Origin of the sequence: Nocardioides panacis (assembly GCF_019039255.1) — a bacterium.
Taxonomy (GTDB): Bacteria; Actinomycetota; Actinomycetes; order Propionibacteriales; family Nocardioidaceae; genus Nocardioides_B; species Nocardioides_B panacis.
On record NZ_CP077062.1, the window covers coordinates 4,733,693 to 4,753,139 of the forward strand.

The 19,447-nt window shown below is 72.7% G+C and carries 20 protein-coding genes, 1 pseudogene and 1 riboswitch; of the genes and pseudogenes, 16 read left to right on the plus strand and 5 right to left on the minus strand.

From position 1 onward, the window contains the following. The first annotated feature begins 3 nt into the window (after positions 1-3). A riboswitch (SAM riboswitch) is annotated at positions 4-154 on the plus strand. The 3 genes and pseudogenes from thrC (at position 148) to KRR39_RS23140 (ending at position 2,234) form a co-directional block, all read left to right on the plus strand. After that, a pseudogene (thrC, locus tag KRR39_RS23130) lies at positions 148-1,438 on the plus strand (threonine synthase). Its footprint overlaps the riboswitch before it by 7 nt. Before the next feature lie 52 nt (positions 1,439-1,490). Further along, positions 1,491-1,766: a MoaD/ThiS family protein gene (locus tag KRR39_RS23135; protein ID WP_216939697.1), complete on the plus strand. Its 276-nt coding sequence runs from the start codon at positions 1,491-1,493 to the stop codon at positions 1,764-1,766. A gap of 6 nt (positions 1,767-1,772) precedes the next feature. Further along, a complete protein-coding gene (locus KRR39_RS23140) occupies positions 1,773-2,234 on the plus strand; it encodes a PPOX class F420-dependent oxidoreductase (protein ID WP_216939698.1) in 462 nt (153 codons plus the stop codon). Here KRR39_RS23140 and KRR39_RS23145 read toward each other — a convergent pair. Continuing rightward, on the minus strand, positions 2,231-3,178 hold the full coding sequence (locus tag KRR39_RS23145) for an NAD(P)H-dependent flavin oxidoreductase (protein ID WP_254185365.1): 948 nt from the start codon (positions 3,176-3,178) through the stop codon (positions 2,231-2,233). The genes KRR39_RS23140 and KRR39_RS23145 overlap by 4 nt on opposite strands. 47 nt (positions 3,179-3,225) lie before the next feature. Here KRR39_RS23145 and KRR39_RS23150 point away from each other — a divergent pair, with 47 nt between their 5' ends. Beyond that, on the plus strand, positions 3,226-4,062 hold the full coding sequence (locus tag KRR39_RS23150) for an ATP-grasp domain-containing protein (RefSeq protein ID WP_216939699.1): 837 nt from the start codon (positions 3,226-3,228) through the stop codon (positions 4,060-4,062). Between the two features lie 329 nt (positions 4,063-4,391). Further along, on the plus strand, positions 4,392-6,020 hold the full coding sequence (gene groL / locus KRR39_RS23155) for a chaperonin GroEL (protein WP_216939700.1): 1,629 nt from the start codon (positions 4,392-4,394) through the stop codon (positions 6,018-6,020). 86 nt (positions 6,021-6,106) lie between these two features. Here groL and KRR39_RS23160 read toward each other — a convergent pair whose 3' ends face one another. The 4 genes from KRR39_RS23160 to KRR39_RS23175 are packed head-to-tail and all read right to left on the minus strand — an operon-like array spanning position 6,107 to position 8,116. Next, the gene (locus tag KRR39_RS23160) at positions 6,107-6,769 is read right to left on the minus strand and encodes an alpha-ketoglutarate-dependent dioxygenase AlkB (RefSeq protein ID WP_216939701.1); all 663 of its coding nucleotides are present in this window, start codon (positions 6,767-6,769) and stop codon (positions 6,107-6,109) included. Positions 6,770-6,802: 33 nt separating this feature from the next. Next, on the minus strand, positions 6,803-7,318 hold the full coding sequence (locus KRR39_RS23165; protein WP_216939702.1) for an AAA family ATPase: 516 nt from the start codon (positions 7,316-7,318) through the stop codon (positions 6,803-6,805). Continuing rightward, positions 7,315-7,842, minus strand: a complete 528-nt coding sequence (locus KRR39_RS23170; RefSeq protein ID WP_254185366.1) for a DUF1990 domain-containing protein — start codon at positions 7,840-7,842, stop codon at positions 7,315-7,317. The genes KRR39_RS23165 and KRR39_RS23170 overlap by 4 nt, the downstream gene beginning before the upstream one ends. Position 7,843: 1 nt before the next feature. Next, the gene (locus KRR39_RS23175) at positions 7,844-8,116 is read right to left on the minus strand and encodes a DUF3253 domain-containing protein (protein WP_216939703.1); all 273 of its coding nucleotides are present in this window, start codon (positions 8,114-8,116) and stop codon (positions 7,844-7,846) included. An 84-nt stretch (positions 8,117-8,200) separates the two neighbouring features. Here KRR39_RS23175 and KRR39_RS23180 point away from each other — a divergent pair, with 84 nt between their 5' ends. The 11 genes from KRR39_RS23180 to KRR39_RS23230 all read left to right on the plus strand — a co-directional run bounded on the left by KRR39_RS23180 (position 8,201) and on the right by KRR39_RS23230 (position 19,442). Further along, positions 8,201-8,998, plus strand: coding sequence for an ABC transporter ATP-binding protein (locus KRR39_RS23180; RefSeq protein ID WP_216939704.1), 798 nt, complete (start codon positions 8,201-8,203; stop codon positions 8,996-8,998). A 103-nt stretch (positions 8,999-9,101) separates the two neighbouring features. Then, complete coding sequence (locus KRR39_RS23185; RefSeq protein ID WP_216939705.1) at positions 9,102-9,854, plus strand: GntR family transcriptional regulator; 753 nt, start codon at positions 9,102-9,104, stop codon at positions 9,852-9,854. A 4-nt stretch (positions 9,855-9,858) separates the two neighbouring features. Next, on the plus strand, positions 9,859-10,956 hold the full coding sequence (locus tag KRR39_RS23190; RefSeq protein WP_216939706.1) for a dipeptidase: 1,098 nt from the start codon (positions 9,859-9,861) through the stop codon (positions 10,954-10,956). Then, complete coding sequence (locus KRR39_RS23195; RefSeq protein WP_216939707.1) at positions 10,953-11,543, plus strand: nucleotidyltransferase family protein; 591 nt, start codon at positions 10,953-10,955, stop codon at positions 11,541-11,543. The genes KRR39_RS23190 and KRR39_RS23195 overlap by 4 nt, the downstream gene beginning before the upstream one ends. Before the next feature lie 55 nt (positions 11,544-11,598). Continuing rightward, positions 11,599-12,207: an NAD(P)-dependent oxidoreductase gene (locus KRR39_RS23200; protein WP_216939708.1), complete on the plus strand. Its 609-nt coding sequence runs from the start codon at positions 11,599-11,601 to the stop codon at positions 12,205-12,207. A gap of 304 nt (positions 12,208-12,511) precedes the next feature. After that, entirely contained in the window at positions 12,512-13,213 is a 702-nt protein-coding gene (locus KRR39_RS25720) for an AAA family ATPase (protein ID WP_436972067.1), read from the plus strand. 4 nt (positions 13,214-13,217) lie between these two features. Continuing rightward, a complete protein-coding gene (locus KRR39_RS23210; RefSeq protein WP_254185367.1) occupies positions 13,218-14,360 on the plus strand; it encodes a vWA domain-containing protein in 1,143 nt (380 codons plus the stop codon). Beyond that, complete coding sequence (locus KRR39_RS23215) at positions 14,353-15,483, plus strand: XdhC family protein (RefSeq protein WP_216939709.1); 1,131 nt, start codon at positions 14,353-14,355, stop codon at positions 15,481-15,483. Before KRR39_RS23210 ends, KRR39_RS23215 begins: the two co-directional genes overlap by 8 nt. 142 nt (positions 15,484-15,625) lie before the next feature. Continuing rightward, a complete protein-coding gene (locus KRR39_RS23220; RefSeq protein WP_216939710.1) occupies positions 15,626-16,120 on the plus strand; it encodes a (2Fe-2S)-binding protein in 495 nt (164 codons plus the stop codon). Then, on the plus strand, positions 16,117-18,591 hold the full coding sequence (locus KRR39_RS23225) for a xanthine dehydrogenase family protein molybdopterin-binding subunit (protein ID WP_216939711.1): 2,475 nt from the start codon (positions 16,117-16,119) through the stop codon (positions 18,589-18,591). The genes KRR39_RS23220 and KRR39_RS23225 overlap by 4 nt, the downstream gene beginning before the upstream one ends. Continuing rightward, on the plus strand, positions 18,588-19,442 hold the full coding sequence (locus KRR39_RS23230; RefSeq protein ID WP_216939712.1) for an FAD binding domain-containing protein: 855 nt from the start codon (positions 18,588-18,590) through the stop codon (positions 19,440-19,442). The genes KRR39_RS23225 and KRR39_RS23230 overlap by 4 nt, the downstream gene beginning before the upstream one ends. Positions 19,443-19,447: the final 5 nt, after the last annotated feature.

The window sequence follows — 19,447 nt, forward strand, 5'->3', positions numbered from 1 at the left end:
GACTGCTCATCGAGAGGGGCAGAGGGACACGGCCCGCTGAAGCCCCGGCAACCCGCCACCGCACGCACGCGTCGAAATCCGTCGACCGGCCTGTGGTGCCAACGGTGCTAATTCCGTCCCGGTCCGAGAGTCGGCCCACCGGGGAAGATGAGAAGGAGGATTCCTTTGAGCACCTCAGTCGTTTCCGGTCCCGGCACCAGCACGCGTCCCGGCGCCTTCGGCAACGCGGTCAACCTCGTCTGTCGCGAGTGCCGCGCCACCCAGGACCTCGGTCCCTTCTACGCCTGCCAGGAGTGCTTCGGCCCCCCTGGAGATCGGCTACGACTTCCCCGCGGTCACCCGCGCCGGGATCGAGGCCGGACCCAAGAACATCTGGCGCTACCAGCAGCTGCTGCCGGTGCCCGCCGACATCACCTCGAGCCCCAACATGGAGCCCGGCTACACCCGGCTGATCAAGGCGAACAACCTCGGCCGCGAGCTCGGCATCAAGAACCTCTGGGTCAAGGACGACTCCGGCAACCCCACGCACTCCTTCAAGGACCGCGTCGTCGCGATCGCGCTGTCGGCCGCCCGCGAGTTCGGCAGCAAGGTCTTCGCCTGCCCCTCGACCGGCAACCTCGCCAACGCCGTGGCCGCCGCCGGTGCCCGCGCCGGCATGAAGACGGTCGTGTTCATCCCGGCCGACCTCGAGCGGCCCAAGGTCATCACCACCGCGGTGTACGGCGGCACGCTGGTCGCCGTGAACGGCAACTACGACGACGTGAACCGGCTCGCGTCGGAGATCGCCGGCGAGGAGGACGGCTGGGCGTTCGTGAACGTCAACGTCCGGCCCTACTACGCCGAGGGCTCCAAGACCCTGGGCTACGAGGTCGCCGAGCAGCTCGGCTGGCGGCTGCCGCAGCAGGTCGTGATCCCGGTCGCCTCCGGGTCGCAGCTGACCAAGGTGGACAAGGGCTTCTCCGAGCTCGTGCAGCTCGGCCTGGTCGAGGCGTCGCCCTACAAGATCTTCGGCGCCCAGGCCCAGGGCTGCTCGCCGGTCTCCGCGGCGTTCAAGGACGGCCACGACGTCGTACGCCCGGTCAAGCCCGACACCATCGCCAAGTCGCTCGCGATCGGCAACCCGGCCGACGGCCCCTACGTCCTCGACGTGGCCCGCCGCACCGGCGGGGCGATCGAGGACGTCACCGACGAGGAGGTGCGCGAGGGCATCCAGCTGCTCGCCCGCACCGAGGGCGTCTTCGCCGAGACCGCCGGCGGCGTCACCATCGCCACCCTGAAGAAGCTCGTCGACACCGGCCAGCTCGACCCGGACGCCGAGACCGTGGTGTTCAACACCGGCGACGGGTTGAAGACCCTGGACGCGATCGCGGACCGGGTCGGCCCGGCCGCCACCATCGACCCGAGCTACCGGGCGTTCACGGACGCCGGCCTGGTCTGAACCCCGGGTAACCTGCTCCCCAGCGTCCGCACCAGACAAGATCGAGGTACTCATGAGCGTCAGCGTCCGGATCCCGACCATCCTGCGCACCTACACCAACGGCGAGTCCGAGGTGTCGGCCGACGGAGGGACCCTCGCGGAGGTGCTCGACTCCCTCGAGGCGAGCTACCCGGGGATCAAGGGCCGCATCCTGGACGACCAGGGGGCGATCCGCCGGTTCGTGAACGTCTACGTCGGCAACGACGACGTGCGGTTCCTGGAGTCGCTGGAGACCAGCACGCCCGCGGGCGCGCAGGTCTCGGTCATCCCGGCCGTCGCCGGGGGCTGACACCGCATGGCGCGCAAGCTCGCGACAGCAGACCGGGTCGGCAAGCACGAGCTCGACGAGTTCGTCCGGCCGCGGCACAAGGGCACCCTCGTCACCCGCCGCAGGGACGGCAGCCCGCAGATGTCGCCGGTGACCTGCGGCCTGGACCCCGAGGGCCGGATCGTGGTGTCGACCTACCCGCAGCGGGCCAAGGCGGTCAACGCCCGCCGCGACGCCCGGGTGTCGATGGTGGTCCACTCCGACGAGTGGGACGGCCCCTACGTCCAGGTCGACGGCACGGCCGAGGTCATCGACATGCCGGACGCCGTGGAGCCGCTGGTGGAGTACTTCCGGTGCATCTCGGGCGAGCACCCGGACTGGGACGAGTACCGCGCGGCGATGCGCACCCAGGACAAGTCGCTGATCCGGATCACCGTGGAGCGCTGGGGGCCGGTCGCGACCGGCGGCTTCCCGCCCGAGAACGCCTAGAACCGTCGCAGCAGGGCCTCGGCGCCGGCCAGGTCCGCGAGCACCTCGGCGACGCTGCGCTCCTCCCGGAGCAGCCCGGCGCCCTGCCCGGCGTAGACGTAGGCCGTGTCATGGTCCTGGGCTGCCTGTGCCTCGGTGAGCTCGCGGGCGGCCGCGTCGTCGGTGGCCAGCTCGTCGAGGCGGTGCTGCCAGCGGTCGAAGTAGGCGTTGCGCAGCGCCCGGCCGCCGAACTCCGGGGGCCAGGCGAGCCGCTGGGCGACGTCGAAGACCCGGCCGTAGGCCGTCGCGGTCTCGTCGGCCGCGAGCAGCCGCTGCCGGGCGGCCGGGGTCGAGGCCGCCTCGTGCGTGGTGAGCAGGGCGGTGCCGACCCAGGCGCCCGCGGCGCCGGCCGCCAGCACCGCCGCGAGCCCGCGGGCCGTGCCGATGCCGCCGGCCGCGAGCACCGGCACCTCCACCGCGTCGAGCACGGCCTGCAGCAGCGGCAGCGTGCCCACCGCGTCGCGGCCGTGACCGCCGCCCTCGGCCCCGCGGGCCACCACGACGTCCGCGCCGGCCCGTGCGGCACGGAGCGCCTCGGCCACGGTGCCGGCCTGGACCGCGACCCGGAGGCCGGCGGCGCGCAGCAGGTCGACGTACGGCTCGAAGCCCCCGAAGCTGACCGCGACCAGGTCCGGGCGGACCTCGAGCACCGCGTCGAGCTGGCCGGCGTCGCGCTCGAGCGCCCAGGCCATCAGCCCGACGCCGTACGGCGCCCCGCCGGCCGCGGCCACCTCCGCCTGCTCGCGGACCCACCCGGGGGAGCGCGCCGCCCCCACGCCGACCATCCCGAGCCCGCCGGCCGCGGACACCGCGGCGGCCAGCCGGCCCTCGCCGGGACCGGCCATCGGGGCGCCGACGACGGGGACGGACAGGTCGAAGGTCTCGGTGAGCCAGGTGTCGATCACCCTCCCACTGTCGCAAACCGGTCGCGCCGATCGGTAGCGTCCCGCCCATGTCCGCCGACGTCCTGCTCGTGACCTGCGCCCCCCTGCCCGACGGAGAGACCGACGGTCACCTGCTGGTCGAGGACCTCGCGGCCCGCGGCCTCACGTCGCGCTGGGTGGCCTGGGACGACGCGGACGTCGACTGGTCGCGGGCCGGGGTCGTCGCGGTCCGCAGCACCTGGGACTACGAGTCGCGGCGCGAGGAGTTCCTGGACTGGTCCGCGAGCGTCGGGCCGGCGCTGCTCAACGGCGCCGATGTGTTCGCGTGGAACACCGAGAAGGCCTACCTCCTCGACCTGCTCGCAGCCGGGCTGCCCGTCGTACCCAGCGTGCTGGCCGGCACCCGGGCCGAGGTGGTCAGCGCCGCCCGCGGGTTCGGCGTGGCGGTCTGCAAGCCCGTCGTCGGGGCCGGAGGACGGGGCGTGGTGGTGCTGGACCGCCCCGACCTGCCGGTCCGGGGCCACGGTCCCTGGCTGGTGCAGCCGCTGGTGGAGTCGGTGCGCACCGAGGGCGAGGTCTCGGTGTTCACCATCGACGGACGGGCGGTCGCCCAGGTGCGCAAGGTCCCCGGCGACGGCGAGGTCCGGGTCCACGAGGAGTACGGCGGCCGCTCCGGCGCCGTACCGCTGGAGGAGCCGCACGCCGCGCTGGCCACCCGGACGGTGCAGGTCGCGGAGCGGCTGCTCGGGGCCCGGCTGGCCTACGCCCGGGTGGACCTGATGCGGCTCGCCGACGGCTCGCTCGCGGTGGGGGAGCTCGAGGCCACCGAGCCGGGGCTCTACCTCGACCTGGTGCCCGAGGTGGCGACCGCCTTCGGGGCGATGGTCGCGGGCCGGCTGGCTTAAGAAGAGGCCGGAGAGCGCTTTCGCGTTCTCCGGCCGAAACCCCGTCGCACCCACGAGGTTCCCTCAGGTTAGGCCCGGCTCCGAAGAGGGGTCAATGACACGTGGGGGTGGCTGACGTCGGTCTAGACCTAGCCCGCCCACGTCGTCTTGCACTCGCAAGGGGCGAGTGCTAAACATGAGGTAGCACTCTCACCACGAGAGTGCCAAGTGGACCGGGAAGATGAGGTCTCCACGCGCCGGCGGGAAGGGTCTGCCGGGTCAGCGGAGATCGTCCGTCGCGGGCATCCCCCGGGCCAGTCCATTCATTCCAGCGTGAGGAACCGCGGAGAATGCCGAAGCTTATTGCGTTCAACGAGGAAGCACGGCGCGGCCTGGAGCGTGGCATGAACACGCTCGCCGACGCCGTCAAGGTGACGCTCGGCCCCAAGGGTCGCAATGTCGTCCTCGAAAAGAAGTGGGGCGCCCCCACGATCACCAACGACGGTGTGTCCATCGCCAAGGAGATCGAGCTCGAGGACCCCTACGAGAAGATCGGTGCCGAGCTCGTCAAGGAGGTCGCCAAGAAGACCGACGACGTCGCGGGCGACGGCACCACCACCGCCACGGTCCTGGCCCAGGCCATGGTTCGCGAGGGGCTGCGCAACGTCGCGGCCGGCGCGAACCCGATGTCGCTCAAGCGTGGCATCGAGATCGCCGTCACCGCCATCACCGAGCAGCTGCTCGCGATGGCCAAGGACGTCGAGACCAAGGAGCAGATCGCCTCCACCGCCTCCATCTCCGCCGGTGACACCACCGTCGGCGAGATCATCGCCGAGGCGATGGACAAGGTCGGCAAGGAAGGCGTCATCACCGTCGAGGAGTCGAACACGTTCGGCCTCGACCTCGAGCTCACCGAGGGCATGCGGTTCGACAAGGGCTTCATCTCGGCGTACTTCGTCACCGACGCGGAGCGCATGGAGACGGTCCTCGACGACCCGTACATCCTGATCGCCAACCAGAAGGTCTCGAACGTCAAGGACCTGCTGCCGGTGCTCGAGAAGGTCATGCAGAGCGGCAAGCCGCTGCTGATCCTCTCCGAGGACGTCGACGGCGAGGCGCTGTCCACCCTGGTGGTCAACAAGATCCGCGGCACCTTCAAGTCGGTCGCCGTGAAGGCTCCCGGCTTCGGTGACCGTCGCAAGGCCATGCTCCAGGACATCGCGATCCTGACCGGCGGCCAGGTCATCTCCGAGGAGGTCGGCCTCAAGCTCGAGTCGACCGGCCTCGAGCTGCTCGGCCAGGCCCGCAAGGTCGTCGTCACCAAGGACGAGACGACGATCGTCGAGGGTGCCGGCGACGCCGACCAGATCGCCGGGCGGGTCAACCAGATCCGTGCGGAGATCGAGAAGAGCGACTCCGACTACGACCGCGAGAAGCTGCAGGAGCGTCTGGCCAAGCTGGCCGGCGGCGTTGCGGTCATCAAGGTCGGCGCGGCCACCGAGGTCGAGCTCAAGGAGCGCAAGCACCGCATCGAGGACGCCGTTCGCAACGCGAAGGCTGCCGTCGAGGAGGGCATCGTCGCCGGTGGCGGCGTCGCGCTCGTCCAGGCGACCGACGCCGCGTTCGAGAAGATCGAGCTCGAGGGTGACGAGGCCACCGGTGCGCAGATCGTGCGCTTCGCGGCCGAGGCCCCGCTCAAGCAGATCGCGATCAACGCCGGTCTCGAGGGTGGTGTCGTGGCGGAGAAGGTGCGCAACCTGACCCCGGGTCACGGCCTCAACGCGGCCACCGGCGAGTACGTCGACATGGTCGCCGAGGGCATCCTCGACCCGGCCAAGGTCACGCGCTCGGCGCTGCAGAACGCCGCCTCCATCGCGGCGCTGTTCCTCACGACCGAGGCGGTCGTGGCGGACAAGCCCGAGAAGGCGCCGGCCGGCATGCCCGGCGGCGACGGCGGCATGGGCGGCATGGACTTCTGAGTCCCGCCGCGCGGACGGTCCCGACCGTCCACTGAATGACAGCAGGGCCCCGGCTTCGGCCGGGGCCCTGCTCGCGTCCGGACGGGTCAGCGGACGCCGTACGGGCGGAACTGGATGCTGATCCGCGGCCCCACCGGGCGGGCGGTCTTGAGGACGGCGTGCTCCCAGGTGCGCTGGCAGGAGCCGCCCATCACCAGCAGGTCGCCGTGCCCGACCGGGAACGAGATCGACTCGCCCCCGGTGCGCGGGCGCAGCGAGAGCCGCCGGGCCTCGCCGAGCGAGAGGATCGCGACCATCGTGTCCTCGGTGCTGCTCCGGCCGATGGTGTCCCCGTGCCAGGCCACGCTGTCGCGGCCGTCGCGGTAGAAGCACATCCCGGCCGACCGGAACCGCTCGCCGAGCTCGGCGGCGTAGTGCCGGTCCAGCGCGTGCCGGGCCTCCACGAGCAGCGGGTCGGGCAGCGGCTCGTCCTCGGCGTAGAACTTCAGCAGCCGCGGGACGGCCACCTCGTTGTCCCACATCACCCGCCGCTCGGCGTGCCAGGGCACGTCGGTGACCAGCCGGGCGAACAGCTCGTCCGAGCCGGACACCCAGCCCGGGCGCACGTCGACCCAGGCGCCCCGGGTGAGCACGTGCCGGGTGACCGTGCCGCCGAGCGGCCCGAGGGCGGCGTCGGGTCCACCGGTGCCGTCGGGGCAGTCGAGGTCGTCGGGACTGTCGAACAGCGACGTCTGGAACTCCACGGTCATGCGTCGATGCTACCCCTGCTTCGAACAGGTGTTCTAGTGCCTGGTCAGCGCCAGCACCTGTGCGGCGACCGTCGGCACGCTCGCCGCGGTGGTGTCGACGACGTGGTCCTCCACCGCGGCGGCCGCCAGGAGGTCGGCCAGCTCGCTCGAGCGCGCCAGGTGCCAGCGCAGCCCGTCCGGGTCGTCGCGGTGCCGCGACCGGAGCCGGGCCCGCACCAGGTCCGGGTCCGCGGTCAGGCGGACGAAGGTCAGCGGCACGCCCGCCGCGCGGGTCAGCGCCTCCCGGTCGGCCGCCGTCTCGACGACGCCGGCCAGCACCAGCGTCCGGGCGCCCGCGGCACGGACGTTCGCCGACACCGCGCGCAGGTTGGCCAGCAGGATCGTGGTGTTGAACCGGTCGCCGGGCGGGGACGGCCAGGCCTGCCGCAGCGCGTCGAGGTCGAGCACCGCGTGGGGCTCGTCCCGCTCGCGGAGCAGGTCGCCGACTGCCGCGGCGACCGAGGTCTTCCCGGCGCCCACGGTGCCGTTGAGCAGAAGCCCCCGGGTCACCGCAGCGCGCCGGCGTAGCGGGCGAGCATCCGGCGCTGGCCCCAGCGGCCGACCGGCCCGGCGAGCCGGGTGACCAGCAGCCCCGGGCGGGAGTACGCCGACACGGCCAGCCGCACGACGTCGCCGTCCAGGCGGACCACGAACGACTCCTCGCCGGCCTCCGGGTGCCCGGGCAGCGTGCCGTAGGCGAACCCGGTCCGGGTCGGCTCGTCGACCACCCACACCACGCGGCAGGGGATCCGCAGCGGCCCGAGCCGGCACAGCACGACGGCGCCGGTGTGCACGCGGGGCGATCCGGCGGCGACCCGCAGCCCGGCTCCGGCGTGCATCCGCCAGGTCATCAGCGTCTCCGCGGCCCGGCGGAGGTCCGCCTCGCCCCGGCCCACCGCGACCTCGAGGTCGAGCCGGTGGAAGCCCGCGGGGTACGTCGACCCGCTGGTCGCGCCCACCGGGGCGTAGCTGAACGGCAGGGCGCCGAGCCGGTCGACGTCGCGGGCCGGGAGCCGGCCGACCTCACGGGCCACGTCAGCCAGCCCGGCGGATCCGGATCGGCCCGGTCGCGGTCGCGGGGTCGACGACCCGGCCGCCCTGCGTGACGACCACGCTGCCGTCCGCGACGAGCCGGCGGGCCGCCCGCCTGGCCGGCTCCATCAGGTCCCGCCAGCCGTCCGGCCGCACCGCGCGGGCGGCGTCGGAGGGGCAGATCGTCGAGGTGGGTGCCCGCTTCCCCAGGAGGTCGAGGATCGCGGCCTCGAGGCGTGCGTCGACGTCGGGACCGGTCTTCTCCTCGGGGGGCACGCCCCCAGTCTGCGTCGGGGCCGGTTGCCCGTCGCACTACGGTGGGGCCGGAGTGCCGCGCGCCGTACCGGAGGGAACCGCATCGTGACCGAGCAGTCGAGCACCGACCCGTCCCCGCGGCGGGCCGCCGCGCGCGCCGTCGGCCTCACCAAGACCTACGGCACGGGGGACGCCACGGTCACCGCCCTGGACGGCGTGGACGTCGAGCTCTACGCCGGCGAGTTCACCGCGGTGATGGGGCCGTCCGGCTCCGGCAAGTCCACCCTGATGCACTGCTGTGCCGCCCTCGACAGCGTCACCAGCGGGTCGGTGTTCGTCGGCGACACCGAGCTCAGCCGGCTCGGCGACAAGGAGCTGACCCGGCTGCGGCGCGACGAGATCGGCTTCGTGTTCCAGTCCTTCAACCTGGTGCCGACGCTGACCGCCGAGGAGAACATCCTGCTGCCGCTCTCGATCGCCGGCCGCCGCCCGGACCCCGCGTGGTACGACCTGGTCATCGACACCGTCGGCCTGCGCGACCGGCTCACGCACCGGCCCAACGAGCTGTCCGGCGGCCAGCAGCAGCGGGTCGCGGTGGCCCGGGCGCTGGCCAGCCGGCCCTCGATCGTGTTCGCCGACGAGCCGACCGGCAACCTCGACTCGCGCTCCGGCGCGGAGGTGCTCACGCTGCTGCGGCGCTCGGTCGACGAGTTCGGGCAGACCGTCGTGATGGTCACCCACGACCCGGTCGCGGCGGCGTTCACCGACCGGGTGCTGTTCCTCGCCGACGGCCGCGTCGTGGACGAGGTGCGGCACCCCGACCGGGAGACGGTCCTGGACCGGATGACCCGGATGGACGCCCGACAGCTCGACGCGGTTGCCGCGGACGGCACTCCGGACTGATCCGCCCGGGTCGGGTGTCCGCGGTGGCAGGGGGTCCTTTGGTCCCTGCCACAGCCACCGGCCGGGACGCTATGGTGGGCGCGAGGGGGCCGAGGGAGGTGTCATGGGTGACGTGATCACACCAGATCGCTCGCGCCCGGCGGTGCACAAGCACGTCCAGGTCCGCGAGTACGTCCGGGGGCTGATCCAGGGTGCCGAGCCTGGCAGTCCGGCCCCGTCCGAGCGGGAGCTGGTGCACCACTTCGGCGTGGCCCGGATGACCGTGCGGCAGGCGCTCGACGCGCTCGTCGCCGAGGGGCTGCTCGAGCGGGTCCCCGGCCGGGGCACCTTCGTGGCGCGCGCCAAGATCGACGTCCAGGTGCGGCTCTCCAGCTACACCGAGGAGATGGGCCGCCGGGGCATGAAGCCGGACGCGCGCACGCTGCTGGCCCGCATGGAGTCCGCCGGGCCGGGCGTCGCGCGCGCCCTCGAGATCGGCGAGGGCGACAAGGTCGTGCACTGGCAGCGGCTGCGGCTGGCCGACGGCACCCCGATGTGCATCGAGGACGCCTACCTCTCCGACGCCATCCTGCCGAACTTCCTGGACCACGCGCTCCCCGAGAGCCTGTACGTCGAGCTGCAGCGCCGCGGCCTGCTGCCCACGTGGGGCGAGGACTCGGTGGACGCGGCCCTGGCGCGCAAGGACGAGGCCGAGCTGCTCGGCATCCCCGAGGGCACGCCGGTGCTGCGGATCGCCCGGCGGGCGTTCGCGGGCAACATCGCCGTGGAGGTCTCGCGGTCGACGTACCGTGCCGACCGGTTCACGCTGTGGGTGCCGCTGTCCCGCCCGAACACACCGGTGACCCCCGCCCGATGACTCGATGACGGCTCGCCGGATCCCCGTCCTCGACGGGCACAACGACCTGCCCTGGGCGCTGCGCGAGCACTGCGGGTACGACCTGTCGAAGGTCGACCTGGCGGGCGGCGAGGGCGCCGTGCACACCGACCTCCCGCGGCTGCGCGCCGGCGGGGTGGCCGGCCAGTTCTGGTCGGTGTTCGTGCCGTGCTCGCTGGCCGGTGACGAGGCGGTCACCGCGACCCTCGAGCAGGTCGACTTCGTGCACCGGCTGGTGGCGGCGTTCCCCGACGACCTCGCCCTGTGCCGCACGGCGGACGAGGTGGAGGCCGCGATGCGGGCCGGCCGGATCGCCTCGCTGAGCGGGATGGAGGGCGGGCACTCGATCAACTCCTCGCTCGGCACGCTGCGGATGATGCACGCGCTCGGGGTGCGCTACATGACCCTCACCCACAACGAGAACGTCCCGTGGGCGGACTCGGCCACCGACGAGCCGGTGCTCGGCGGGCTCTCCGACTTCGGTCGCGACGTGGTCCGCGAGATGAACCGGATCGGCATGTTCGTGGACCTCTCGCACGTCTCCGCCGACGTGATGCGCGACGCGCTCGCGGTGGCCACGGCTCCGGCGATCTTCAGCCACAGCTCGGCGCGCGCCGTCTGCGACCACCCCCGCAACGTGCCCGACGACGTGCTCGCCTCGCTGGCCGGCAACGGCGGCGTCTGCATGGTGACGTTCGTGCCGCCGTTCGTCAGCCAGGACTGGGCGACGTGGTGGTTCGAGAGCATGGACGTGGTGTCCGGGCGCGGCGGCGACCCGCGCCGGTTCGAGGACCTCGACCCGGTGCTCCAGGAGCGGATGGCGGTGGCGCCGCCCGCGCCGACCGTCGCCGACGTCGCCGACCACGTCGAGCACGTCCGGGACGTCGCCGGCCTGGCCCACGTCGGCATCGGCGGCGACTACGACGGCTCCGTGTCGTTCCCCGCCGGCCTGGAGGACGTCTCGGGCTACCCGCGGCTCTTCGACGAGCTGCGCGCGCGAGGCTGGTCCGAGGACGACCTGGTGGCGCTCGGGTCCGGCAACGTGCTGCGGGCGCTGCGGGACATGGAGTCCGCGGCCTCGTGAGCGTCGCCGGGCTGCTGCTCGCCGCCGGGGCGGGCCGACGGATGGGTGGGCCCAAGTCCCTGCTGCGCGACCCGCACGGCGTGCCGTTCCTGGACCGCGCCGTCGGGCTGCTGCTGGACGGCGGCTGCGCGACGGTGACCGTGGTGCTGGGCGCCTCCGCCGGGGAGGCCCGGGCGCTGCTGGACGAGGCCGGCTGGACCGCGGACCCCGCGGTCGACGTGGTCGTCGCGGACGACTGGGACGAGGGCATGGGCGCCTCGCTGCGGACCGGGCTGCGGGCCCTGTCCGGGCGGGGCGACGAGGCGGCCCTGGTCACGCTGGTGGACCTGCCCGACGTCGACGAGCGGGTGCTGCGCCGGGTGCTGGCCGCCGGCCGGGGACCCGGGGCGCTGGTGCGGTCGACGTACGGCGGGGAGCCGGGGCACCCGGTGCTGATCGGGCGGGACCACTGGGCCGGCGTCGTGGAGACCGCCGCCGGGGACCGCGGGGCGCGCACCTACTTCCGGACCCACGCGCCGCTGGCCTGCGAGTGCGGCGACCTGGCGACCGGGCGGGACCTGGACCGTCCCGAGGACCTGCTGGAATAACCGGCCACCGATGACTGTTGTAGCGACAACAGTCATTCGAGGAGAGGTCGACAGCATGCGCATCGCGGTCTACGGGGCAACAGGGATGGTCGGCAGCAGGATCGCCGCGGAGGCGGTGGCCCGCGGCCACGAGGTCACCGGCGTCAGCCGTTCCGGCGGGGAGCTGCCCGAGGGCGTGAAGCCCGAGCAGGGCGACGCGCTGGACGCAGACCTGGCCCGCCGGGTCGCCGCGAGCCACGACGTCGTGGTGTCCGCCGTCGGCCCGAGCCGCACCGGCGCCGACGAGGGCCGCTTCGTGCAGGCCGTGCGGACGCTGGTGGAGACGCTGGGCGACAGCCGCCTGGTGGTCGTGGGCGGGGCGGGCAGCCTGCTCGTCGACGGCGTCCGGCTGGTGGACGGCCCGGACTTCCCGGAGGCCTACAAGAGCGAGTCGCTGATCGGCGCGGACAGCCTCGCCTACCTGCGCGGGCTGCCCGAGGGGCCCGACTGGACCTACCTGTCCCCGGCACCGGTGATCGCCCCCGGCGAGCGCACCGGCTCCTACCGGCTCGGGCTGGAGTCCCCGGCCGGCGACTTCGTCAGCGCCGAGGACTACGCCGCCGCGCTGCTGGACGAGGTGGAGACCCCCCAGCACAGCAGGAAGCGGTTCACCGTCGCCTCCTGACCCCGATAGTCCGTGACGGACTTGTTGCTCCGGGGTACCGGAGACAACAATTCCGTCACGGACTATCCGGACGGTCGGTGCACCGGGTTGCTCCCTTGGGGGATGCTGGGGCTCATGCAAGAGACCTCTGTCGGTTCGCCCGACGACCTGGCCAAGCGACTCGGTGAGACCGGGTACCTCTGCGACGACTCGCTGGCCACCATCGGCTACCTCGCCCTGAAGATGCACCGGCCGCTGCTGCTGGAGGGGGGAGCCGGGCACCGGCAAGACGGCGCTCGCGGAGGCGTTCGCCGAGGCGCTCGACCTGCCGCTGATCCGGCTGCAGTGCTACGAGGGCATCGACGCCGGCCAGGCGCTGTACGACTGGGACTTCCCGCGGCAGATCCTGCACCTGCGGGCCCTCGAGGCGGCCGGCGGCGGCGCGGTGAGCGACGCCGACGCGGCCGAGGAGTCCCTGTTCGACGAGCGGTTCCTGCTCGCCCGACCGGTGCTGCGGGCGCTGCGGGAGAGCCCCGCGGTGCTGCTCGTGGACGAGATCGACCGGGCCGACGACGAGTTCGAGGCCTTCCTGCTGGAGGTGCTCTCGACCTACCAGGTGACGATCCCCGAGCTCGGCACGGTGACCGCCGCGACGCCCCCGATCGTGGTGCTCACCTCCAACCGGACCCGCGAGCTGCACGACGCGCTGAAGCGCCGCTGCCTCTACCACTGGGTCGAGCACCCCGGCCTCGACCGGGAGATCGCGATCGTCCGGTCCCGGGCGCCGGAGGTCTCCGAGACCCTGGCCCGGCAGGTCGCCACGATGGTCCAGCGCCTGCGTACGGCGGAGGGGCTGCTCAAGCCCCCCGGCGTGGCCGAGACCCTCGACTGGGCGCGTGCGCTGGAGGCCCTCGGCGCCGGCGAGCTCGACGTGGAGAACGCCGCCCGGACGCTCGGCGCCGTGGTGAAGTACCGCGAGGACGCCCAGCGGGTCCGGCAGGCGCTGGACCGGATGCTGACCGCGTGACGCCGTGACCGAGTCGATCCTGGCGCCGCACCACCACGACGCGGACGAGCTGCTGCTCGGGTTCGCCCGGGCGCTGCGCGCCGCCGGGGTTCCGGTCACCCAGGACCGCAGCCAGGCCTACCTCGAGGCGACCTCCCTGGTCGGGCTCGACGACCAGCGCGCGACCTACTGGGCCGGCCGGGCCACGCTGTGCTCCGGCCCCGACGACCTGGACCGCTACGACCAGGTATTCGAGGCCTGGTTCCTGACCTCGGACCGGCCGATGGGGCGGGCGCCGAAGGACGAGCGGCAGGTCCAGCAGGCCGCGCTGGAGACCGGCGAGTCCGGCGGTGCCGGCGACGAGCTCGACGAGGACACCCTGCACGCGATGGCCAGCGAGGCGGAGGTGCTCCGGCAGCGCGACATCGCCGAGATGCCGGCGTCGGAGAAGGCCCGCCTCGCGGCGATGTTCGAGACCCTCCAGCCGCGCGCGCCGCACCGCAGCGCCCAGCGACGTACCCCGTGGCACCGCGGCGACGTCGACGCCCAGCGGACGCTGCGGCTGATGCTCCGGCGGATGGGGGAGCCCGGCGAGATCGCCTACCGGCGGCGCTCCACCCGGCCGCGCCGGGTGGTGCTGCTGGTCGACGTCTCCGGTTCGATGAGCGCGTACGCCGACGCCCTGCTGCGGCTCGCGCACCGGTTCAGCCATCCCCGGCCGACCCGCGGCGCACCGCCCCGGACCGAGGTGTTCACGCTCGGCACCCGGCTGACCCGGGTGACCCGGGCGATGCGGATGCGGGACGCCGAGCGGGCGATCATCGCGGCCGGCGAGACCGTCCCGGACTGGTCGGGCGGCACCCGGCTCGGCGAGACGCTGCGGATCTTCATGGACCGCTGGGGGCAGCGCGGGCTGGCCCGCGGCGCGGTCGTCGTGGTGTTCAGCGACGGCTGGGAGCGCGGCGACGCGTCGCTGCTCGGCGAGCAGATGAGCCGGCTGCACCGGATCGCCCACCGGGTGGTCTGGGTGAACCCGCACGTCGGCAAGGACGGCTACCTGCCGGTGCAGCAGGGAATCGTGGCGGCCCTGCCCTACGTTGACGACTTGGTGGCGGGTCACTCGCTCGCCACCTTCGAGGACCTGATCGAGGTGGTCGCCCATGCGTGAAGTGCTCCCCGAGCTGATGCGGTGGTGGCGGGACGGGAAGACCATCGGGGTCGGCACCGTCGTCGCGACGTTCCGCTCGGCCCCCCGGCCCCCCGGCGCGTCGATGCTCGTCGGCCCGTCCGGTGAGGCCGTCGGGTCGGTGTCCGGCGGCTGCGTCGAGGGCGCGGTCTACGAGCTCGCCCAGTCCGTGGTCGGCACCGGTGCCCCCAAGCTGCAGCGCTACGGGGTCAGCGACGACGACGCCTTCGCGGTCGGGCTGACCTGCGGCGGCATCCTGGACGTGTACGTCGAGAAGATCGACGTGCACACGTTCCCCGAGCTCGGCGCCATCGCCGAGGACGTCGAGGCCGGCCGCCCGGTGGCCGTCGCCACCGTCGTGGAGCACCCGGACCCGGCATGGATCGGGCGGCGGATGGTGGTGCGCCCCGACGACGGTGAGCGCTCGGGGTCCATCGGCTCGCCGCGCGCGGACGCCGCGGTGGCCGACGACGCCCTGGGCCTGCTCGCGTCCGGGCACGACCAGACGCTGACCTACGGCCCCGACGGCGAGCGCCGCGGCGAGGGCATGCGGGTCTTCGTGTGGTCGTTCGCCCCGGCGCCGCGGATGCTGGTCTTCGGCGCGATCGACTTCGCCGCGGCGGTGGCCCGGATGGGCAACTTCCTCGGCTACAAGGTCACCGTCTGCGACGCCCGTCCGGTGTTCGCGACCAACTCGCGCTTCCCGTCGGCCGACGAGGTGGTGGTCAAGTGGCCGCACAAGTACCTCCGTGAGGAGATCGAGGCCGGCCGCATCGACCAGCGCACCGTGCTCTGCGTGCTCACCCACGACCCGAAGTTCGACGTCCCCCTGCTCGAGGTGGCGCTGCGGCTGCCGGACCACCAGCAGGTCGCGTACGTCGGGGCGATGGGGTCCCGGCGCACCCACGAGGACCGGATGGCGCGGCTCGAGGAGGCCGGCCTCACCCACGAGGAGATCGGCCGGCTGTCCTCGCCGGTCGGGCTCGACCTCGGTGCGCGGACCCCGGAGGAGACCGCGGTCAGCATCGCCGCGGAGATCATCGCGCTCCGCTGGGGCGGGAAGGGCGAGCGGCTCGCCTCGATGGAGGGCCGGATCCACCACTGACCCGGTCCGACGCGCACCCGGGGAGCGCGACCTGTCCTTTCGGACAGGGTGCGCAATCTGGCCCCTGTGACCCTTGTCTCGTGTCGTCAAAGCGGCAACGATCTGCCTAACCGCACTCGCGAGCCAGCACAGGAGATTGTCGATGACCCGGATCAGTGTGACCGTCGACGGAGCCAAGTACTCCGACGACGTCGAACCCCGCATGCTTCTCGTCCAGTACCTCCGTGAACGTCTCGGCAAGACCGGCACCGTCGTGGGGTGCGACACCAGCAACTGCGGCGCCTGCACCGTGCACCTCGGCGGACGCAGCGTGAAGTCGTGCAACGTGCTGGCCGTCCAGGCCGACGGGCAGGACGTGACCACCGTGGAGGGGCTCTCGCAGAACGGCGAGCTGCACCCGATGCAGAAGGCCTTCCACGAGTGTCACGCCCTCCAGTGCGGCTACTGCACCCCGGGCATGATCATGCAGTCCATCGACCTGCTCAACGACAACCCGAAGCCGAGCGAGGCCGAGATCCGCGACGGTCTCGAGGGCAACCTGTGCCGGTGCACCGGCTACCACAACATCGTGCGTGCGGTGCAGACGGCCTCCGGCCAGGAGTCCAAGGCCGACGCCCTCGAAGGGAGCGCCTCATGACCGTCACCGAGGACCGGCCGGCCGCGCTGGAGATCGGCAACAAGCGTCGCCGCAAGGAGGACCAGCGGCTGATCACCGGCCGCACCAAGTGGACCGACAACATCCAGCTCACCGGGATGCTGCACATCGCGATGGTGCGCAGCCCCTTCGCGCACGCGACCATCACCCACATCGACACCGCCGAGGCCGCGGCGGCCCCGAACGTCGTCGCGGTGCTGACCGGCGAGGACGTCAAGGACGAGCAGGGCAGCCTGCCGAACGCCTGGGCGATCACCCCCGACCAGGTCACCCCCAACCACCCGTCGATCGCGGTCGACCGGGTCGCGTTCGCGGGCGAGGTCGTCGCGGTCGTCATCGCCCGTACGGCGGCCGAGGCGCGGGACGCGGCCGAGCTCGTCGACGTGGACTACGAGGAGCTGCCCGCGGCGCTCGACCTGCGCGAGTCGGCCGAGGACAAGGTGCTCGCGCACCCCGACCTGGGCACGAACAAGTCGGCGTTCTGGCAGTTCGACTCCGAGGGCGCCGGCACCGGCGGCAACGTCGACGCGGCCATCGAGAAGGCCCGCGCGGACGGCATCGTGATCGAGCGCGAGTACCGCCAGCAGCGGCTGATCCCGGCCTTCATGGAGCCCCGCTCCGTGGTCGTCGACCCGACCGGCGAGCAGCTGACCATGTGGTCGGCCACCCAGAACCCGCACATCCTGCGGTTCCTGCTCGCCGCGGTGCTCGGCATGTCGGAGTCCAAGATCCGGGTGATCGCCCCCGACGTCGGCGGCGGCTTCGGCGGCAAGCTGCAGGTCACTCCCGAGGAGTTCATCACCTTCATGGCGGCCCGCCGGCTGGGCAAGCCGGTGAAGTACACCGAGACCCGGTCCGAGTCGCTGATGGCGGCCCACCACGGTCGCGACCAGTGGCAGAAGCTCACGCTGGCCGCCACCAAGGAGGGCAAGGTCACCGGCCTCAAGGTCGACCTGATCGCGGACCTCGGCGCCTACGTCGCGCTGGTCGGCGGCGGCGTCCCGGTGCTCGGCGCGTTCATGTTCAACTCGATCTACAAGTTCGAGGCCTACCAGTTCAACTGCACCACGGTGCTGACGAACAAGACCTGGACCGACGCCTACCGCGGCGCAGGCAGGCCCGAGGCCACCTTCGCCATCGAGCGGATCATGGACGAGCTCGCCCACGAGCTCGGCGTGGACCCGCTCGAGGTCCGGGAGAGGAACTGGATCAAGAACACCGAGTTCCCGTTCACGACCGTCTGCGGCATGGAGTACGACTCCGGCAACTACGAGGCGGCCACCGAGCGGGCCAAGGAGATCTTCGGGTACGACGCGCTGCGGGCCGAGCAGAAGCAGCGCCGCGAGTCGAACGACCCCATCCAGCTCGGCATCGGCGTCTCGACGTTCACCGAGATGTGCGGCCTGGCGCCCTCACGGGTGCTCGGCAGCCTGAACTACGGCGCCGGCGGCTGGGAGAGCGCCTCGGTGCGGATGCTCCCGACCGGCAAGGTCGAGGTCGTCACGGGCTCCTCCGCGCACGGCCAGGGCCACGAGACCGCCTGGTCCCAGATCATCGCGGACCGGCTGGGCGTCCCGTTCGAGGACGTCGAGGTGCTGCACGGCGACACGCAGGTCGCGGCCAAGGGCATGGACACCTACGGCTCGCGCTCGCTGGTCGTCGGTGGCGAGGCACTGGTCCGGGCCGCCGACAAGGTGATCGAGAAGGCCAAGCCGATCGCGGCGCACCTGCTCGAGGCCTCCGTCGACGACATCGAGTTCAAGGGCGGCCGGTTCGGCGTCAAGGGCACCGACCAGGGCCTGGCGATGGCGGAGATCGCGCTGGCGACGTTCGCGGCGCACAACCTCCCCGACGGCATCGAGCCCACGCTCGACTCCGACGCGACGTACGACCCGGTGGCGTTCTCCTTCCCGCACGGCACGCACCTGTGCGCGATGGAGATCGACACGGAGACCGGGGGGCTGAAGATGCGGAAGTACGCCTGTGTCGACGACATCGGCAACATCATCAACCCGCTGATCGTCGCCGGCCAGGTGCACGGCGGCCTGGTCCAGGGCATCGCCCAGGCGCTGTGGGAGGAGGCCGTGCACGACGATGCCGGGACCCTGGTCTCCGCCTCGTTCGTGGACTACCTCGTGCCGACGGCCGCGGACACGATCAGCTTCGACATCGACCACACGACGTCCCCCTCGACGACGAACACGCTCGGCACCAAGGGCGTGGGCGAGGCCGGCACCATCGCCTCGACGCCCGCCGTGGTGAACGCCGTGGTCGACGCGCTGCGGCCGTTCGGCGTCAACGACGTCCGGATGCCGTGCACGCCGGAGCGGGTCTACAAGGCGATCCACGCCCAGGACGGCGCCGAGTCCGGTGGCGGCGCCACCGAGGGTGCCGCCACGCCACACTTCGACGAGGCCGACACGGCCGACCGCACCGATGGGAGCTCGCTGTGATCCCCGCCCAGTTCGACTACCTGGCGCCCACCAGCCTCGAGGAGGCGCTCGCCGCGCTGGCCGAGCACGGGGACGACGCGAAGATCATCGCCGGGGGGCAGAGCCTGCTCCCGGTGCTCCGGATGCGGCTGAACGCCCCGGAGGTCGTGATCGACCTCGGCAAGATCGAGGCGCTTCGCGGTGTCCGCGACGACGGCGACGCGATCGTCATCGGCGCGATGACCACCCACGACGACGTGCTCAAGAACGACCTGGTCCGCGACAACGCGTTCGTGATCACCAAGGCCGTCGAGCAGCTCGCCGACCCGCAGGTGCGGCACCGCGGCACGTTCGGCGGCGCGCTGGCGCACGCCGACCCCGCCGGCGACCTCGGTGCGCCGTCCCTCGCCCTCGACGCGCAGTTCGTGATCGTCGGCAGCGGGGGCGAGCGGACCGTGGAGGCCGACGACTTCTTCCGCGACCTGTTCGACACCGCGATCGAGGAGGGCGAGATCCTCAAGGAGGTCCGCATCCCGAAGCGGGCCGGCTGGGGCGCGCACTACGAGAAGTTCGTGCGGGTGGCCCACCAGTGGCCGATCGTGGCGGTCGCCGCGGCGGTCAAGGTCGAGGGCGGCACGATCAGCGAGGCCCGGGTCGGGCTGACCAACATGGGGTCGACGCCGCTGCGTGCCCGCTCCGTCGAGGCGGCCCTGGTCGGCCAGCCGGCCACCGACGAGGCGGTCCGGGCGGCCGCCCAGTCGGCGGCCGAGGGCACCAACCCGCCCTCCGACCTCAACGGCGACGCGGACTACCGCAAGCACCTGGTGACGGTGCTCACGCGGCGCGCCGTGCTCGCGGCAGCAGGGGCGTGATCGCG

Bases quoted from the DNA above. Each gene is read 5' to 3' on its own strand.
- KRR39_RS23190 (WP_216939706.1), top strand. From the start codon at position 9,859: ATGACGGCTCGCCGGATCCCCGTCCTCGACGGGCACAACGACCTGCCC.
- KRR39_RS23225 (WP_216939711.1), top strand. From the start codon at position 16,117: ATGACCGTCACCGAGGACCGGCCGGCCGCGCTGGAGATCGGCAACAAG.
- groL (WP_216939700.1), top strand. From the start codon at position 4,392: ATGCCGAAGCTTATTGCGTTCAACGAGGAAGCACGGCGCGGCCTGGAG.
- KRR39_RS23220 (WP_216939710.1), top strand. From the start codon at position 15,626: ATGACCCGGATCAGTGTGACCGTCGACGGAGCCAAGTACTCCGACGAC.
- KRR39_RS23215 (WP_216939709.1), top strand. From the start codon at position 14,353: ATGCGTGAAGTGCTCCCCGAGCTGATGCGGTGGTGGCGGGACGGGAAG.
- KRR39_RS23160 (WP_216939701.1), bottom strand. From the start codon at position 6,769: ATGACCGTGGAGTTCCAGACGTCGCTGTTCGACAGTCCCGACGACCTC.
- KRR39_RS23135 (WP_216939697.1), top strand. From the start codon at position 1,491: ATGAGCGTCAGCGTCCGGATCCCGACCATCCTGCGCACCTACACCAAC.
- KRR39_RS23140 (WP_216939698.1), top strand. From the start codon at position 1,773: ATGGCGCGCAAGCTCGCGACAGCAGACCGGGTCGGCAAGCACGAGCTC.
- KRR39_RS23185 (WP_216939705.1), top strand. From the start codon at position 9,102: ATGGGTGACGTGATCACACCAGATCGCTCGCGCCCGGCGGTGCACAAG.
- KRR39_RS23150 (WP_216939699.1), top strand. From the start codon at position 3,226: ATGTCCGCCGACGTCCTGCTCGTGACCTGCGCCCCCCTGCCCGACGGA.
- KRR39_RS23200 (WP_216939708.1), top strand. From the start codon at position 11,599: ATGCGCATCGCGGTCTACGGGGCAACAGGGATGGTCGGCAGCAGGATC.